A 15,819-nucleotide genomic window follows, 5' to 3' on the forward strand; every position below is an offset into this window, starting at 1 on the left:
CACTTGTGGGAGAAGGTGGCCTCGCCATAGGGCGTCCGTAAGGACGCCCGTCTCAAGAGACGGGCTATTGCGAGGTCGGATGAGGGACCGACCCGCCGCAGCGATCTCGGAAAGCTTTTGAAGCGCCGCCAACCGCAGCCGCCCTCATCCGGCCCGGCTGCGCCGGGCCTCTCCCGCAAGCGGGAGAAGGATGCGCGTGGCGAGATTCTCGTTTGTGAGGACAAAGATGAGCCAGCTCTCCCCGGAAAAAATCCTCGGTCTCGGTCTCGGCTTCTGGAACTCCAAGGCTCTGCTCTCGGCCGTCGAGCTCGGCCTCTTCACCGTTCTCGCCGAAGGCCCGGCCGACGCCGAAACGCTGCGCGTCCGCCTCGGCCTGCATGAGCGTTCGGCGCGCGATTTCTTCGATGCGCTGGTGGCGCTCGGAATGCTCGAGCGCGAGAACGGCCTCTATCGCAATACGGCGGAGACGGACCTCTTCCTCGATCGCGCCAAGCCGAGCTATGTCGGGCAGATATTGGAAATGTCCAATCTGCGCTTGTTCTCGAGCTGGAACCGCCTCACCGAGGCGTTGCGCACCGGCGCGGCGCAGAGCGAGAACGCCGCCGAAGGGGATTTCTTCGGCGCGCTCTACGCCGATCCGGAAAAGCTGCGCGGCTTCCTCACCGCGATGAGCGGCATAAGCGCCGGTCCGGCGCAGGCCATCGCCGCGAAATTCCCGTGGCGGGACTACAAGACTTTCGTCGATGTCGGCTGCGCGCAGGGCATGGTTCCCGTCACGGTCGCGCGCGCGCATCCGCATCTGACCGGCGGTGGCTTCGATCTCCCGCAAGTGCGGCCGGTGTTCGACGATTTCATCGCGCAGAACGGGCTCTCCGATCGGCTGCGCTTCTATCCGGGCGATTTCTTCGATGATGCGCTGCCCAAGGTCGACGTCATCGTCATGGGGCATATTCTCCACGATTGGAATCTCGAGGAGAAGCGCCTGCTGCTGGCGAAAGCCTATGAGGCGTTGCCGAAGGGCGGGGCGCTCATCGTCTATGAAGCGCTGATCGACGACGAGCGCAAGACCAACGCCTTCGGTCTGCTGATGAGCCTCAACATGCTGATCGAGACGCCCGGCGGCTTCGATTACACAGGCGCGGATTGCCAGGGCTGGATGCGCGACGCCGGCTTCGCGCAGACGCGCGTCGAACATTTGCTGGGGCCGGATTCGATGGTCATCGGCGTGAGGTGAGGCGTTTCCGATATGGCGCGGCTTACGCGGCTCAGGGGCATTCCTTCTGCACGCGGCCGAGCGCGTCGGAGAGACCTTTCAGCGAATAGACGTCGGTCGTGACATTGCCCTTGGCGGAGGGCGCCTTGACGGTGAGCTTGGTCCCGCTCTTCAGCGCCTCGACGAATTCCTTCTCCTTCGCCGGATTCTTCACCCAGGCGTTGGAGCCTTTGGTCACGAGCTCGAAATTGTCGCCGTCTATGTCGGCGCTGGCGGCGCCGCCGTCCTTGGCCGCAAAGCCCAGAATGATCGCCACCTCATTGCGCACGCCTTCGGCCGGCCGCGTCGAGATGAAGACATAGGCCTTGTCGCGCTGCAATTTACCCGGCTGGCGGTCTTTCGGCTCGGCGAGCGCATAGCAGGTCTTGTCCTTGCCTTGCCCATGCGCGGTCATGGCGTTCCAATCGCCATAGGAGCCGACGGCGGTCGGCGTCTTGGCGCCGGCCTTCTCCTTCTCGGCCGGCTTTTCCTTGCCGGCCTTGGCGGTCTTGCCGTTCTTGTCCTTGCCGCTTTTGGCGTCCGGCTCTTCCTCCGCCGCCGCGGGCTTTTTCGCTTCGGCGGTTTTCTTCGCTTCGGCGCCTTTCTTCGCCTCAGCGCCTTTCTTGGCGTCGGCCGGCTTCTTGTCTTTGTGGCTCTTGGCGTCGGCCGGCTTCTTCGCGTCGCTGGGCTCCGTCTTCTTGGCGGGATCCGTTTTCCTGGCGTCTGGCTTGGCCGGCTTCTTCTTGTCGGCCTTGGCGTCGGAGGCCGCATCCTCGGCCGCCGGCTTTTCTTTGGCGAGCGCCGGCGCCGCGACTGTGAGGCCGAGGCCGGCGGCGAGAAGGAGAGGAAGGAAAGAAGGGCGAATCATAGAGCGAAGTCTATCGCCCGAGCCTGTGGCGAACCAGTGGCGGCGAAGGCTGCGACATTGTCATAGTGGAATGTTTCCTGCTTGGCGCAAGCGCGCGAATGAGGCGCGCGAGACAGGATGTTTCCATGGCCAGACGGCACATTCTCTATATCGAGCGCGGCAAGCTGCCGGACCGCGCCGCTCATCAAAAGGCGATCGACGCGACCAAGATCGCCGTCTCGCTGGATCACGATTACGCCCCTTTCGCCGTCGAGGGCTATCTGCCCTGCACATTCGACGGCGAGGACGCCGGCTTCGACATTCGCTTCGCAGAGCGCGACCCCGCCGTGGCCCTGCCGGCGGAAATCGCCGAGGCGATCGGCGGCCGCGATGCGCAAGTCGCGATCAAATGGTCGAGCGATCCCCGCGAGAAGATCGCGGCCCTGGCGTTCAGCGCCGCGCTGGCGAAGGATTTCGGCGCCGTGGCGCATGATCCCGACAAGAACGAGATCATCGCCGCCGACGCGCTGCTGAAACAGGCGAAGGCGGCGCAGGACGAGCTATAGGTTCAACGCCGCCGCAGCAGGAGCAGCCGGCCATCGACCGGCCGGTTGGCCTCTATGCGGATCGTCGTCGCCCGCGAGACCAGCGGGGCGAAATACTTCTCCCACGATTTTTCGACATAGGCCGGATCATGCGTGAACCGGCCTGTCGGCGTGAGCGTATAATCGGCCTCGATCCCGGTCTCTATGCTGAACGCGAAGACCCCGCCCGGGGCGAGGCGCGCCGCGACGCTGGCGAACAGAGCGGAGAGGTCGCCGAAATAGATCAGCAGGTCGAGCGCGACGACGAGATCGAAGCGCTCGCCATCGGCTACCAGGAAATCCTCGACATCCTGCTCCGCCAGCCGCGCATAGATCCGGCGTTCGCGCGCCTTCTCCAACATGCGCGGGGAGAGGTCGACGCCGACGATCTCCTCGCCGAAGCCGGCGAGCATTTCGGCGGCGAGGCCGGTGCCGCATCCGAGATCGAGAATGCGCGGGAAAGCGCGCGCGGTCTCGGCCAGCAGCGGCTGTAATGTCGTGGGCAGGCGATAGCCCAGCGTCTCGACGAGATGCCGATCGAAGTCCGGCGCATATTTGTCGAAGCAGGCGGCGATATAGGCGCGCGACGCGCGCTCGCTCCGCAATCCGCGCAATGCGGCGAGATGATGGGGGATGATCGGATCGTCCGGCGCCCCGCGCAGCAGCGCTTCGCCGAGGCGGATCGCCGCTTCCTTTCGGCCGAAGCCGCAGAGCGCCTGGAAGCCCGAGCGAGCGACGCGCTCGTCCTCCTCCGCGTGGAGGCCGGCGGCGCGCCGATAGGCGGCGAAGGCCTCTTCCGGCGACGCTGCGATCGTCGTTTCCACAAAAGCCGCGAGCGCATATTTGCGCACGATCGGCGCTTCTTCGGGCAGCGCCTCGGCGGCGCGCTGCAATGCCGCGCGCGCGGCCGCGAACTCGCCGATCAGATAGAGCGCCTGACCATAGCAGGCGTAGAGGCCCGGGGTGGCGACGCCACGATCCAGCGCGCCGCGCAGCAGCGTGACGGCTTCGTCATAGCGGCGGCTCTCGAGGCAGATGAGCCCGAGCCCGGTCGCCGCCTCTGTGCAGGCGGGGTCGAGATCGAGCGCCGCGAGATAGGAATGCTCGGCGGTGGCGGTCTCGCCGATCTCGTTGCAGAGGCTGGCGACGGTGAGCCAGACCTGAGTGCGGCTCGGATCGCGCTCCAGCGAGGCGATGAAACATTGCAGCGCGTCGGCCTTGCGGCCGTCGAGCCAGAGCACAGCGCCGAGATCGGCGAGGAGATCGGCGTCCTCGGGCGTCAGCGAGGCCGCCGTCGTCAGAGCGGCGACGGCGCCGGTCACATCGCCCTCCTGCCAGAGGCCGAGGCCGAGATAGCGCAAAGCTTTGACCGGCGATTCGCCGGCGTCCATCATTTCAGCGAAACGAGGAAAGCGCGCGCGCCAGACAGCGAGCGTGTCGACGAGGTCCGGCGGCGACGGAGGGGAAATATGCAGACTCATGCGGCTATGCTCCCGAAACAAACGGGACATGTTTTGCCGCGCCGAGCTGTCGTCAGGCTTGCCTGGCGGTCTCCTTCATCGGAGCCGAAGTGCGAGCCGGAAGGTTCGCGTCTGTCCGCCGGACGAAAACGACCTCATAAAAACTGCGACAGCCCCGGCACGGAATCGGTGATTTGCTTCAGCTTTTCCTTGCCGACCAGCCCCTCGGCATGGGCGAAGAACTCCTTGGCCAACGCCTGGCTCTGATCCATGGAGAGGCCGACGCTGGAGAGCCGTCCAGCGAGCGCCATCAGATCGCCCTTGGAGCCGCCGACGAGGCCGCCGAGCCCGCCCAACAGACCGCCGAGCAGCCCGCCATCCGCCGCCGGAGCCGCCTCGGCCGCGGCGATCGCTTCCTCGGCGCCGGGCAGCTTGGCGATGAGATCGGCCGCCGGACCGTCCGGGAACTCCTTGCGGAAAAAGCCGAGCACATGGCCGGCGGCGAGGCGCGCCGTCTCGGGCTCGACGCCGAGCGTTGCGGAAATGCGGGCGATCAATTCATCCATGCTCGGCTCCTACTTTTAAAATATGCTCGGTCTCGACAGTTACGCGGCGATTGCGACGACTTCGCAGCGGCCTCACTCGGCGTCGAGGCCATAGAGCGAATGCAGCGTGCGCACTGCGAGCTCGGTATAGGCGGCGTCGATCAGCACGGAGAATTTGATCTCCGAAGTGGTGATGGCGCGAATGTTCACGCCCTTCTCGGCCAGCGCCTTGAAGGCGCGGGCGGCGACGCCGGCGTGGCTTCGCATTCCGATGCCGATGGCCGAGACCTTCGCCACATCCTTGGCGCCGGCGAGCCCGGCATAACCGATCGAAGGCCTCGCCTTCTCGAGAATGGAGAGGCAGCGCTCATATTCGGCCGCCGGCACGGTGAAGGTCATGTCGGTCATGGTCGCGTCGGAAGCGACCTGCACGATCATATCGACATTGACGCCGGCCTCGGCCAGCGGCACGAAGACCGCGGCCGCCACGCCCGGCTTGTCGGCGACGCCGCGAAGGGTGATCTGCGCCTCGTCGCGCGAGAAGGCGATGCCGGTCACGACCTGGGCTTCCACAATATCCTCCTCTTTGCAGATCAGCGTGCCGCTGTTGGGACGGGCCGGATCGTCGAAGGACGAACGGACGAAGGTGCGGACCCCATGCACCATGGCCACCTCCACGGAGCGCACCTGCAGCACCTTGGCGCCGAGCGAGGCCATCTCCAGCATCTCCTCGAAGGCGATGCGCTCCATGCGCCGCGCCTTGGGCACGACGCGCGGATCGGTGGTGTAGACGCCGTCGACATCCGTATAAATGTCGCAGCGATCCGCTTCTATGGCGGCGGCGACGGCGACGGCGCTGGTGTCCGAGCCTCCGCGGCCGAGCGTGGTGATGCGGCCGCTCGGCTGGTGAATTCCCTGAAAGCCGGCGATGACGGCGACCTCGCCGCGATCGAAGCCGGCGCGCAGAGCGGAGCCGTCGATCGATTGGATGCGCGCAGAGCCATGGGCGTCGCTGGTCAGGATCGGGATTTGCCACCCCTGCCAGGAGCGCGCGGACAGGCCGATATTCTGCAGGGCAATGGCGAGAAGACCGGCCGTCACCTGCTCGCCGGAGGCGACGACAGCGTCATATTCGCGCTGATCGTGCAGGGCGGCGGCGTCCTTGCACCAGGCGACCAGCTCATTGGTCTTGCCGGACATGGCCGAGACCACGACGGCGACCTTATATCCCGCCTCCACCTCGCGCTTCACATGGAGCGCGACATTGCGGATGCGCTCCACATTGGCGACCGAGGTGCCGCCGAATTTCATCACCAGACGAGCCATGACCGACCTAGATTGGAAACACGGGCCCGGCTCGGGCGAGCCGGATGGCCGCTCGCATCCGACCAAAAGCGGGCGTATATGTGACGCCCCCGCCGCCGGTGTCAACGCCGCGGCGGGGACGGGACTCTAGGCGAACCGAAACCCCGCTACCCCTCATGCTGAGGAGCGCCTGAAAGGCGCGTCTCGAAGCGCGAGGGCTCCAGAAGGCGGGGGCCGACGGTTTCCTCGTCCTTCGAGACGCCTGCTTCGCAGGCTCCTCAGGATGAGGAAACCTCCGGCCTGCGGTTCGGAGCCCGGAAGGCCGAACAAAAGAGGACAAGCGTGCCGCAGCATCATGACCGCCCCCATTCCGCCAGCGTCGACCCGAAAGACGTCGAACGTTTCGACCGGCTCGGCGAGCTGTGGTGGGACGCCACGGGCAAGATGGGCATTTTGCACGAGATCAATCCGGTCCGAGTCCATTACATCCGCGATCTCGCCTGCCGTCATTTCCGCGCGGACGGCGCGGCCCGCGACCGTCATGACGCGCGACCGCTCGAAGGGCTGCGACTCGTCGATATCGGCTGCGGCGGCGGCATATTGAGCGAATCGCTGGCCGAACTGGGCGCGAAGGTCACGGCCGTCGATCCCGCGCCCAATAATATAGAGGTGGCGCGTCGCCATGCGGAGCGCTCTGGCCTCGACATCGCCTATCGCAACAGCACCGCCGAGGCGCTGGCTGCGGAAGGCGCGCGCTTCGATATCGTCGTCGCCATGGAGGTGCTGGAGCATGTCGAAGGACAGAGCGATTTCGTCGCGACGCTCGCCTCGCTGGTCGAGCCCGGCGGAATGCTGTTTCTCGCGACCATAGACCGCACGCTGAAGAGCTATGCGCTGGCGATTCTCGGCGCCGAATATGTGCTGGGCTGGGTGCCGCGCGGCACGCACGACCACGACAAATTCGTCCGGCCCGACGAATTGTCCGCCTGGCTGCGCCGCGTCGGATTGCGCGAGATCGACCGCTCCGGCATGAGCTTCCAGCCGCTGACGCGCAGCTGGCGCAAGAGCCACGACACCGATGTGAATTATATGATGGCGGCGAAAAAGTCCGGCTGACGCGCAGATCAGCGTTTTGCCCGTCTCAGCTGCGACAGGCGCAGGCCGAAGAGGCGCAGGCAGACGGCGAGAACGCTTCCATAGACGAGTGCTCCCGCCGCGCCCAGCAGCAGCAGAGCGGCGATATCGCGCAAGGGGCCGAGGCGCCCCGCCAGCGCCATCGCCGGCCCATAGCCATAGATGGCCGTCGCCAGCAGGGGCGCGCTTGCGCAAAGACTTGCGATCGAGACGCGCAAAAACGTCTCGTCGAAGCGCATCGCCCCGCGATGCAGCGCGAGGCCGATCAGCGCAGCGAGATTGAGCCAGAGGCCGACGGAGGTCGCGGTGGCGAGGCCCGGCGCGCCCATGGGCTCATAGAGCGCGATCTTCAGCCCCACATTCACCACGACGGCGCCGAGCGCGACATACATGGGCGTCTTGGTGTCGCCATGCGCCTGAAAGCTGGCGCGCGCCGAGGCGATCAGCACGAGCGCCATCAGCCCGCCGCCATAGGCCGTGAGCACATCCGCCGACGCGGCGGCGTCAGCGTGGGTGAAGGCGCCGCGCAGGAAGACGCCGCTCATGATGAGTTCGGGGATCGTCACAAAAGCAATGAAGAAAGGCGCGGCCAGCGCGATGGTCAGCGCCATCACGCGATTTTGCGCCGCATGGGCGCCGTCCTCGTCGCCAGCGGCGATGCGGCGGCTCATCTCCGGCAGCAGCACTGTGCCGGCGGCGAGGCCGATGACGCCATTGGGCAGCTGATAGATGCGGTCGGCGTAATTGATCGAGGAGACGCCGCCGTCCGGGAGCATGGAGGCGATGATTGTATCGGCGAAAATGGCGATCTGCCCGCTCGCCGAGCCGATCACCGCCGGCCCCAGCATCAGGAAGAATTCGCGCACGCGATTCCAATGCGGCCGCGCGAGGCCTTCCATCACGCCGATCAAGCGTGCGTTGGCCATCAGCAGCGCGAGCTGCAAGACGCCGGAGATCGTCACGCCCCAGGCGGCGGCGAAAGCCGCGCTCGGAAACAGGAAGGCGACGGCGAGCGCCGCCATCATGGAAAGATTGAGCAGATTGGGCGCGAAGGCGGGCGCGGCGAAACGGCCATTGGCGTTGAGCGTGCCTTGATGCAGCGTCACCAGAGTCATGCAGAGCAGATAGGGAAAGGTGATGCGCGTCAGCGAAACGGCGAGCGCGAATTTTTCCGGCCGATCGTCGAGGCCCGGCGCGAGCAGGGCGACGAATTGCGGCATGAAGGCGTAAGCGAGGATGAGCAGCAGAATCTGCGAGGCGAGCAGAAGCGTGAACACCTCGCTCGAAAATTCTTTCGCCGAGTCTTTTCCCTGCTGCTCGAGCGCCTTGGAATAGCAGGGGACATAGGCGGCGTTGAAGGCGCCCTCGCCGAAAATGGCGCGGAAATGATTGGGCAGTCGAAAGGCGATGAAGAAAGCGTCCGCCGCGAGTCCGGCGCCGAGAATGCCCGACAGCATCACATCGCGCAGAAAGCCCGTGATGCGCGAGAGCAGCGTGAAGCCGCCGACGGAGAGGAGATTACGAATCATGGAGCAACCACACTCCTCATGCTGAGGAGCGGCCGCAGGCCGCGTCTCGAAGCACGAGGGGCTCCAGAAGGCGGAACCGTGGGATGCGGCGTGCTTCGAGACGCGTCTTTCAGGCGCTCCTCAGCATGAGGGTGACTCGGGAGCCCTATATTCATTTGAGTGGTCTCGCAGGCTCATCGTCTTCCACGCCCACTCGTTCGGCGACGAGATAGAGCGGACGTCCTTTCACCTCGGCGAAAATGAGCGCGATATACTCTCCGAGCACGCCGAGCGAGAACAGCTGCATTCCGCCGAGAAAGGCGATGGAGACGATCAGCGAGGCGTAGCCGGGCACATCCACGCCATAGAACACCGTGCGCCAGAAATAATAGGCCGCCATGGCGAGCGCGAAGGTCGAGACGATGATCCCCACCACGGCCCAGACCTTCAGCGGCACGGAGGAGAAGGACATCAGCCCGTCGAGCGCGAAGCGGATGAGCTTGGCGTAATTGAATTTGGAGCGGCCGGAGGCGCGCTCCTCCACCTCGAAGGGCACGCCGATCGATTTGAAGCCGATCCAGGCGAAAAGGCCCTTGGAGAAGCGCGCCCGCTCGCGCATTCGCGAGAGCGCGTCGATCGCCTGGCGGTCGAGCAGGCGGAAATCGCCGGCGCCGCGCGGCAGAGGCGTCTCGCCGAAACGATCGAACAGGCCATAGAAGAGATTGGCGAAGAGCGTTCGCAGCAGCGGCTCGCCGGCGCGGTCGCGGCGCACGCCATAGACGTTCTTATAGCCCTCGCGCCATTTGGCGACGAATTCGGCGATCGTCTCCGGCGGATGCTGGAGGTCGGCGTCCATCAGCGCCACGGCTGCGCCGCGGGAGTGGTCGAGAGCGGCGGCGATAGCGATCTCCTTGCCGAAATTGCGACTGAAGGAGACTGCTTTGACGCGGGGGTCCTCCTCATGCAATTCGCGCAATCCCGCGAGCGTTTCGTCGGAGGAGCCGTCGTCGACGAAGACGATCTCGAAAGAGGTGGCGCAGCGCTCCAGCACGGGCTTCAGCCTGGCGACGAGCGGGCGAAGATTGGCCGCCTCATTGAAGACCGGAATGGCTACGGATATCTCCGGAGGCGGATTTTCGGCTTTATCGTCCATCGCTCGCCTTATAGGTTCGAACCGGGCAAGAGAAACGGGCAAGACCTAGGCGGGCGCGCGAAAATGCGCAAGCGCGCCGCGGCGTGGGAAGGGCAGGACAGAAGATGGCGGCGCAACGTGCGGTCGCGCTCTGCGCGGACGATTATGGTCTCTCCATGGGCGTCAGCCTCGGCATTCTCGAGGCGCTGGACGCCGGGCGGCTGACGGCGGTCTCCGCGCTCACCAATGTCGATCGCTGGCCGGCCATGGGGCGGGAGCTGGCGCGCCGCCGCCATGACGCCGATATCGGCGTGCATTTCAATCTGACCCTCGGGCGTCCGCTCGCCAATATGCCGAAATTCGCTCCGGGCGGCGTGTTTCCGCCTTTGCGCGAGGTGATTCGCGCCGCCATGCGCGGAAAGCTGCCGATGGAGGAGATCCGCGCCGAGATCGACCGCCAGATCGACCGATTCTATGCGGTGATGAGCCGCGCGCCGGACCATCTCGACGGGCATCAGCATGTTCATGCGCTGCCCGGCGTGCGCACGGCGCTGTTCGACGCGCTGGAGAAGCGCGGCCTCACCGGCGAGAAGCTGTGGCTGCGCGACGCCGGCGATCGAATGCATCGCATCGTGATTCGCGGCTCGGACATGCGCAAGGCTCTGGCGGTGCGCGCCATCGGGCGCGGCTATCGGCGCGAGGCGGTGGCGCGCGGCTTTCTGCTCAACGAAGGCTTCGCTGGCTTTTCCGATTTCGATCCGCAGAGCGATTACGCCGCGCAATTCGAAACCTATTTGCGCGCGCCCGGCGAGCGGCATCTCGTGATGTGCCATCCCGGCCGTGTCGACGAGGATTTGCGCGCGCAAGATCCGGTGACCGTGACACGCGAGCAGGAGCTCGCCTTTTTGCTCTCGCCGCGTTTCGAAGAGGTGCTGCTCGTTCGCAGCGCCGCGCTCGGCCGGTTGAGACGGGAAGCGTGAAACAGCTTCGTCGGCGGCAAAGCTGATCACGAGCGAAAAGACCGGCTTCCGATGCGAACAGAAGCCGGTCCCGCGATGCAATTATGTCAGACGCCTTCGAACAGAGCGGTCGAGAGATAGCGCTCGGCGAAGTCGGGGATGATCAGCACGATATTCTTGCCCTCGGCCTCTGGACGCGCGGCGATTTCGAGCGCGGCGGCGACGGCTGCGCCCGACGAGATGCCGACCGGAATGCCTTCGAATTTGGCGAGCTGACGCGCGGTCTCGAAAGCGGTCTGATTGCCGATGGTGACGATCTCGTCGATGATCGTGCGGTCGAGGATCGGCGGCACGAAGCCGGGGCCGATGCCCTGAATCTTATGCGGTCCCGGCGGACGGCCGGAGAGCACCGCCGAATCCTCGGGCTCCACGGCGACGACCTTGAGGCTGGGGCGGCGCGGCTTCAGCACCTGGCCGACGCCGGTGATGGTGCCGCCCGTGCCGACGCCGGAGACGAAATAATCGATTTCGCCCTTGGTGTCGTTCCAAATCTCTTCGGCCGTGGTGACGCGATGGATTTCGGGATTGGCCGGATTCTCGAACTGCTGCGGAATGACCGCGTCGGGATTTTCCGCGGCGAGCTCGGTGGCCTTGGCCACGGCGCCCTTCATGCCCTGCGCGGCCGGCGTCAGCACCAGCTCGGCGCCGAGCACGGCGAGAATGCGCCGACGCTCGATCGACATGGATTCCGGCATCACCAGAACGAGGCGATAGCCGCGCGCGGCGGCGACGAAGGCGAGCGCAATGCCCGTATTGCCGGAGGTCGGCTCGATCAAGAGATTGCGACCGGGCGCGATGCGGCCGCTCTTTTCCAGCGAGTCGATCAGATTGACGCCGATGCGATCCTTGACGCTGGCGAGCGGATTGAAGAATTCGAGCTTGCCGAGAAGATTGGCTTTGACGCCCTTCTCCTTGGCGAGACGGTCGAAACGCACGAGCGGCGTATCGCCGATCGTCTGCGTGATCGAATCATAGATACGGCCGCGGCCGGGTTTTTCCGATCGGATGAAAATCGGCGCTGCTACTGCCTCAGACATGGGTTGCTCCTCGAATTATGTCGGTCGCTGACGCGCTTGTCGCGAGCTTATCCTGCAACGGCCTCTTCGGCCACCCGGCGCGCGCGGGGAAAGGCGATCGGCGGAGCGGTTTCGAGCGGCAGAGCCGTCGTCGCCTTGATTCGCTCCATGGCGAAGCGCGACACCACATTGCGCAGAGGCGCGACCGCGATGAGGCGCTTATAGAATTCGTCGAAGGCGATCATGTCGGAGACGACCACCCTCAGCATGTAATCGACGTCGCCCGCCATGCGATAGAACTCCACCACCTCCGGCATGGCGGCGACGGAACGGGTGAAGCGATCGAGCCAGGCGTCGGAATGCTCGCCGGCGACGATGGAGACATAGACGCTGAGGCCGAGACCGAGCTTCTCGGGCGAGAGCAGAGCGACCCGCCCCTGCAGAACGCCGCTCGCCTCCAGCCGCTGGATGCGCTTCCAGCAGGGCGTCTGCGACAGCCCGACCTGCGCCGCTATGTCGGCGATGGAGAGAGAGGCGTCCTCCTGGAGAATCGAGAGAATGTGGCGGTCGATGGCGTCCATGGCGCTTCCGGCGTTCGAGAAAGATTTTCCTATAGTCCACAAAAATACTATAACATGTCAAGATAGAAGCGACGGCCGAGGCGGCTCGCGGCCCGACGGCCATGACGGCGGGAAATGGCGCGACCGCGGTCGAATTGCCCGCCGCGCTGCGGTGAGCGCGGCTTAATCGCTGATTTGTCTACGAATAACATAGGCTGTAGAAGAAACTCGCCGCTTTGCGCGGCGTCGAGGGCCGCCGGGCCGCCAGTGGACAAGCGGCGCAAAATGGCGCCAATTTGCTGTAGAATCTGCTCGCCGGAGAAAATTTCACCCTACACGCCGGCTATGCGGACCCGAGGAGACGCCGCTTCATGTTGACGAAGAAAGCGAAATACGGATTGAAGGCGATGGTCTATCTGGCCGGTTTCGAGCCGGGGCGGACCTCGCTCGTCACCGATATCGCCGCGGCGAATCAGATCCCCAAGAAGTTTCTCGACGCCATTCTCGGCGAGCTGCGCAACGCCGGCTTCGTCCACTCCAAGAAGGGCAAGGGCGGCGGCTACACGCTGGCCCGTTCTGCGCAGGAGATACGCGTCGGCGCCGTCATCAGAGTGCTGGACGGACCGCTCGCGCCGATCCAATGCGCCAGCCGCACCGTCTATCGCCGCTGCGACGATTGCGAGGACGAGGCCCATTGCACGGTGCGGCTCCTGATGCTCGAGGCGCGCGACGCCATCGCCAGCGTGCTCGACAATTGCACGCTCGCGCAGATGCGGGCGCTCGGCGAGGACGGCCCGGCCGGCGCGCTCGTGTCCGAACTCGAGCGAAACTGACGGCGCTCGCGCGGAATCGGGGGAGGGCGTCCGGTCGCCATGGACATGCGCGCGGCGCGAACCTATAAAGCGCACGGCCGAGCTCTTGCAGCGCGGCGCGAGCGAAAGCGTTCGGCGAGAGGAGCCGGCCCGTCCGAACGCCTTCTTTGGAATTTTGGCGTCTTTTCAATATGCGGGGCGCCCGCGGCGGACCGGCGGCCGTCGTCGAGACCCCGCGAGAGGCCGGCGCGACGCCGGAAGGTCGATGGCCGAAGCTGCTGAGCTCCACGCAGAGACGAATTCGCAACAAGGCGCGGCGACCGCCGCCCTGCGCCAGACGATGGTCGAGCGGCAGTTGCGCACATTCGATGTGACGGATCTGCCGCTGCTGCGGCGCTTCCTCGCCGTGCCGCGCGAGATTTTCCTGCCGCACGATCTCGCCCCGCTCGCCTATTCCGATCTCGCGCTGACCCTCAAGGACGAGCACGGCCGCCTTGCGCGCGCGCTGTTGCCGCCGCTGGTGCTCGCGCGTCTGCTCCAGGACGCCGAGATCCGCGAGACCGACCGCGTGCTCGATATCGCCGGAGGCACTTTCTACTCCTCGGCGCTGCTCGCGCCGCTGGCGCGCGAGATCGTCGCCCTCGAGGACGACGCCCGCCTCGCCGCGACGGCGCGCTCCTATCTGCAATTCGTCGGCGTCGGGAATGTCCGCGTCGAGATCGGCCCGCTCGCCGCCGGCGTTCCCTCGGCTGCGCCCTTCGACGTCATCCTCGTGCAAGGCGCGGTGGAGGCCGGTCTCGAGCGTCTTTTCGAGCAGCTCGCCCCCGAAGGCCGTCTTCTCGCCATCGCCAAGGCGGAGCCGGACGCCGGCTGGGCCGTCACCCGTTACGATCGTTCCGGCGGCGCTCCGGCCGGCGCGCGCGCTTTGTTCGACGCCTCTGCGCCCGTTCTCGAAGGCTTCGAGAAGGCGCCCGGCTTCGTATTCTGACGGCGGCGATTTCCCAAGTCGACGATATCCAAGTCTTCGATCTTCTGGCTCGGATTCCCTGTTTCGAGCGTCGTGTTCCGTGAGTAGGCCGTAGGGCTCGTCGAGCGCCGAGCGCGCCGTGTCGCAGAGCGGGTCTTTGTGGAATGCGTATCGTCGAATTGCGTCCGTCGTTCTGGCTCGGGCTGTGGCTTTTGGTCATGGGCCTCGCTCATTCGTCGTCGGCCGCGGCGGAGACTCTGAAAGAGGCGCTGGCGCGCGCCTACCACGGCAATCCCGACATGAATCAGCAGCGCGCCAATGTGCGCGTCAGAGATGAGGAGGCGCCCAAGGCCGCCGCCGGAATGCGTCCCAAGGCGAGCATTTCGGCGAGCGTCGGGCCGCAGAACTCCAACATCAAGATCCCGGCGGGCCGCAGCCAGCTGACCGGCCAGCGCACCTATATGTACGACGAATATGTCGGCTATCCGCGCGGCGCGACGCTCAGCCTCTCGCAGACGGTCTATGACGGCGGCCGCACCGGCAATTCCGTGCGGCAGGCCGAATCGGGCGTCTACGCCGCGCGCGAGGCTATGCGCCTCACCGAACAGGCGACGCTGCAGAATGGCGCCGCCGCTTATATGAATGTGCTGCGCGACACGGCGGTGCTCGATCTGCGCAAGAACAATGTCGCCGTGCTGGAGCAGCAGCTTCTGCGCACGCGCGACCGATTCGCAGTGGGCGAGGTGACGCGCACCGATGTCGCGCAGGCCGAATCGACGCTCGCCCAGGCGCGTACGGAACTCTATGGCGCGCAAGGCCAATTGAAGACCAGCGTCGCCAATTATCGGCAGATCATCGGCGTCGAGGCGAAAAATCTGCAGCCGGCGCAATCGGTCGAGGCGCTGCTGCCGAAGTCGCTCGATCAGGCGATCACAGTCGCCATCGTCGAGCATCCGGGCGTCGTCGCCGCGCAGCATCAGGTGGATGTCGCCGCCTCCGCGGTGAAAGTGGCGGAGGGCGCGCTGGCGCCGACGCTCTCTGTCGCCGCGCAGCTCTCGCAGCAATACGATTCCTTTCTCGGTTCGCCGGCGACGCGGCAATTCTCCGCCGGCGCGAGCGGACGGCTCGACGTGCCGATCTATCAGGGCGGCGCCGAATACGCCTCTATCCGCCAGGCCAAAGAGCAATTGGGCCAGGCGCGCTTCAACGCCGATCTGCAGCGCGACAGCGTGCGCGCCAGCGTCGTCTCCAGCTATGCGCAGCTCGACACGGCGCGCGCTTCGATTCTCTCCGGCCAAGCCGCTGTCAAAGCGGCGGAAATCGCTCTGCGCGGCGTGCGCGAGGAGGCGCAGGTCGGCCAGCGCACGACGCTCGACGTGCTCAATGCGCAATATGCGCTGCTCAATGCGCGCGTCGCTCTGATCATCGCGCAACGCGACCGCGTCGTCGCTTCTTACGCTGCGCTCGGCGCGATCGGCCGATTGTCGGCCGCGAATCTGAAGCTCGATGTCGTCGCCTATGATCCGACGGCGCATTTCGAGCAAGTGAGAGGCATGTGGCTCGGCCTCGACGCGTCCGCTGCGCATTGAGCGGAGCGCCGCGCGGCGCCGATCGTTAAAAATTCGTGTGAAAACTCCCGTACGCACAACCCCCGCGGTTTTACCCAAAGGGGGAATCG

General features: G+C 65.6%; 15 protein-coding genes. 7 read left to right on the plus strand and 8 right to left on the minus strand.

Annotation, left to right across the window (positions count from 1 at the left end; translation table 11 throughout):
- The first annotated feature begins 226 nt into the window (after positions 1-226).
- On the plus strand, positions 227-1,234 hold the full coding sequence (locus tag C5689_RS13185; RefSeq protein ID WP_108917737.1) for a methyltransferase: 1,008 nt from the start codon (positions 227-229) through the stop codon (positions 1,232-1,234).
- 31 nt (positions 1,235-1,265) lie between these two features.
- On the opposite strand, the gene C5689_RS13190 is transcribed toward C5689_RS13185, so the two are convergent.
- Positions 1,266-2,120: an invasion associated locus B family protein gene (locus C5689_RS13190; RefSeq protein WP_108917738.1), complete on the minus strand. Its 855-nt coding sequence runs from the start codon at positions 2,118-2,120 to the stop codon at positions 1,266-1,268.
- 125 nt (positions 2,121-2,245) lie between these two features.
- On the opposite strand from C5689_RS13190, the gene C5689_RS13195 reads away from it, so the two are divergent.
- Positions 2,246-2,665, plus strand: coding sequence for a hypothetical protein (locus C5689_RS13195; RefSeq protein ID WP_108917778.1), 420 nt, complete (start codon positions 2,246-2,248; stop codon positions 2,663-2,665).
- 2 nt (positions 2,666-2,667) lie between these two features.
- Here the strand turns inward: C5689_RS13195 and C5689_RS13200 are convergent, their stop codons facing one another.
- The 3 genes from C5689_RS13200 to C5689_RS13210 form a co-directional block, all read right to left on the minus strand.
- Complete coding sequence (locus tag C5689_RS13200; RefSeq protein WP_108917739.1) at positions 2,668-4,164, minus strand: methyltransferase domain-containing protein; 1,497 nt, start codon at positions 4,162-4,164, stop codon at positions 2,668-2,670.
- A gap of 134 nt (positions 4,165-4,298) precedes the next feature.
- Entirely contained in the window at positions 4,299-4,709 is a 411-nt protein-coding gene (locus C5689_RS13205; protein ID WP_108917740.1) for a DUF2267 domain-containing protein, read from the minus strand.
- Positions 4,710-4,781: 72 nt separating this feature from the next.
- Positions 4,782-6,014, minus strand: a complete 1,233-nt coding sequence (locus C5689_RS13210) for an aspartate kinase (protein ID WP_108917741.1) — start codon at positions 6,012-6,014, stop codon at positions 4,782-4,784.
- A gap of 321 nt (positions 6,015-6,335) precedes the next feature.
- Between C5689_RS13210 and ubiG the strand changes: the two genes are divergently transcribed.
- Entirely contained in the window at positions 6,336-7,109 is a 774-nt protein-coding gene (ubiG, locus tag C5689_RS13215) for a bifunctional 2-polyprenyl-6-hydroxyphenol methylase/3-demethylubiquinol 3-O-methyltransferase UbiG (RefSeq protein ID WP_108917742.1), read from the plus strand.
- Between the two features lie 8 nt (positions 7,110-7,117).
- Here ubiG and murJ read toward each other — a convergent pair whose 3' ends face one another.
- A complete protein-coding gene (murJ, locus tag C5689_RS13220) occupies positions 7,118-8,656 on the minus strand; it encodes a murein biosynthesis integral membrane protein MurJ (RefSeq protein WP_108917743.1) in 1,539 nt (512 codons plus the stop codon).
- 151 nt (positions 8,657-8,807) lie between these two features.
- Positions 8,808-9,788: a glycosyltransferase family 2 protein gene (locus C5689_RS13225; RefSeq protein ID WP_108917744.1), complete on the minus strand. Its 981-nt coding sequence runs from the start codon at positions 9,786-9,788 to the stop codon at positions 8,808-8,810.
- A 104-nt stretch (positions 9,789-9,892) separates the two neighbouring features.
- Here C5689_RS13225 and C5689_RS13230 point away from each other — a divergent pair, with 104 nt between their 5' ends.
- Positions 9,893-10,747, plus strand: coding sequence for a ChbG/HpnK family deacetylase (locus C5689_RS13230; RefSeq protein ID WP_108917745.1), 855 nt, complete (start codon positions 9,893-9,895; stop codon positions 10,745-10,747).
- An 86-nt stretch (positions 10,748-10,833) separates the two neighbouring features.
- On the opposite strand, the gene cysK is transcribed toward C5689_RS13230, so the two are convergent.
- Entirely contained in the window at positions 10,834-11,823 is a 990-nt protein-coding gene (gene cysK, locus C5689_RS13235) for a cysteine synthase A (RefSeq protein WP_108917746.1), read from the minus strand.
- A gap of 47 nt (positions 11,824-11,870) precedes the next feature.
- On the minus strand, positions 11,871-12,383 hold the full coding sequence (locus C5689_RS13240; protein WP_108917747.1) for an Lrp/AsnC family transcriptional regulator: 513 nt from the start codon (positions 12,381-12,383) through the stop codon (positions 11,871-11,873).
- Positions 12,384-12,733: 350 nt separating this feature from the next.
- On the opposite strand from C5689_RS13240, the gene C5689_RS13245 reads away from it, so the two are divergent.
- The 3 genes from C5689_RS13245 to C5689_RS13255 all read left to right on the plus strand — a co-directional run bounded on the left by C5689_RS13245 (position 12,734) and on the right by C5689_RS13255 (position 15,730).
- Complete coding sequence (locus tag C5689_RS13245) at positions 12,734-13,195, plus strand: RrF2 family transcriptional regulator (RefSeq protein ID WP_108917748.1); 462 nt, start codon at positions 12,734-12,736, stop codon at positions 13,193-13,195.
- Positions 13,196-13,439: 244 nt separating this feature from the next.
- A complete protein-coding gene (locus C5689_RS13250; RefSeq protein WP_108917749.1) occupies positions 13,440-14,162 on the plus strand; it encodes a protein-L-isoaspartate O-methyltransferase family protein in 723 nt (240 codons plus the stop codon).
- A 143-nt stretch (positions 14,163-14,305) separates the two neighbouring features.
- Positions 14,306-15,730 carry a TolC family outer membrane protein gene (locus C5689_RS13255; RefSeq protein WP_108917750.1) on the plus strand — a complete coding sequence of 475 codons (1,425 nt, stop codon included), beginning with the start codon at positions 14,306-14,308 and terminating at the stop codon, positions 15,728-15,730.
- Positions 15,731-15,819: the final 89 nt, after the last annotated feature.

It is taken from the genome of Methylosinus sporium, assembly GCF_003113265.1.
GTDB classification, from domain to species: domain Bacteria; phylum Pseudomonadota; class Alphaproteobacteria; order Rhizobiales; family Beijerinckiaceae; genus Methylosinus; species Methylosinus sporium.

Bases quoted from the DNA above. Each gene is read 5' to 3' on its own strand.
- C5689_RS13225 (WP_108917744.1), bottom strand. From the start codon at position 9,788: ATGGACGATAAAGCCGAAAATCCGCCTCCGGAGATATCCGTAGCCATT.
- C5689_RS13200 (WP_108917739.1), bottom strand. From the start codon at position 4,164: ATGAGTCTGCATATTTCCCCTCCGTCGCCGCCGGACCTCGTCGACACG.
- cysK (WP_108917746.1), bottom strand. From the start codon at position 11,823: ATGTCTGAGGCAGTAGCAGCGCCGATTTTCATCCGATCGGAAAAACCC.
- C5689_RS13255 (WP_108917750.1), top strand. From the start codon at position 14,306: ATGCGTATCGTCGAATTGCGTCCGTCGTTCTGGCTCGGGCTGTGGCTT.
- C5689_RS13240 (WP_108917747.1), bottom strand. From the start codon at position 12,383: ATGGACGCCATCGACCGCCACATTCTCTCGATTCTCCAGGAGGACGCC.
- C5689_RS13245 (WP_108917748.1), top strand. From the start codon at position 12,734: ATGTTGACGAAGAAAGCGAAATACGGATTGAAGGCGATGGTCTATCTG.
- C5689_RS13205 (WP_108917740.1), bottom strand. From the start codon at position 4,709: ATGGATGAATTGATCGCCCGCATTTCCGCAACGCTCGGCGTCGAGCCC.
- C5689_RS13250 (WP_108917749.1), top strand. From the start codon at position 13,440: ATGGCCGAAGCTGCTGAGCTCCACGCAGAGACGAATTCGCAACAAGGC.
- C5689_RS13230 (WP_108917745.1), top strand. From the start codon at position 9,893: ATGGCGGCGCAACGTGCGGTCGCGCTCTGCGCGGACGATTATGGTCTC.
- C5689_RS13210 (WP_108917741.1), bottom strand. From the start codon at position 6,014: ATGGCTCGTCTGGTGATGAAATTCGGCGGCACCTCGGTCGCCAATGTG.
- murJ (WP_108917743.1), bottom strand. From the start codon at position 8,656: ATGATTCGTAATCTCCTCTCCGTCGGCGGCTTCACGCTGCTCTCGCGC.
- C5689_RS13190 (WP_108917738.1), bottom strand. From the start codon at position 2,120: ATGATTCGCCCTTCTTTCCTTCCTCTCCTTCTCGCCGCCGGCCTCGGC.
- C5689_RS13195 (WP_108917778.1), top strand. From the start codon at position 2,246: ATGGCCAGACGGCACATTCTCTATATCGAGCGCGGCAAGCTGCCGGAC.
- C5689_RS13185 (WP_108917737.1), top strand. From the start codon at position 227: ATGAGCCAGCTCTCCCCGGAAAAAATCCTCGGTCTCGGTCTCGGCTTC.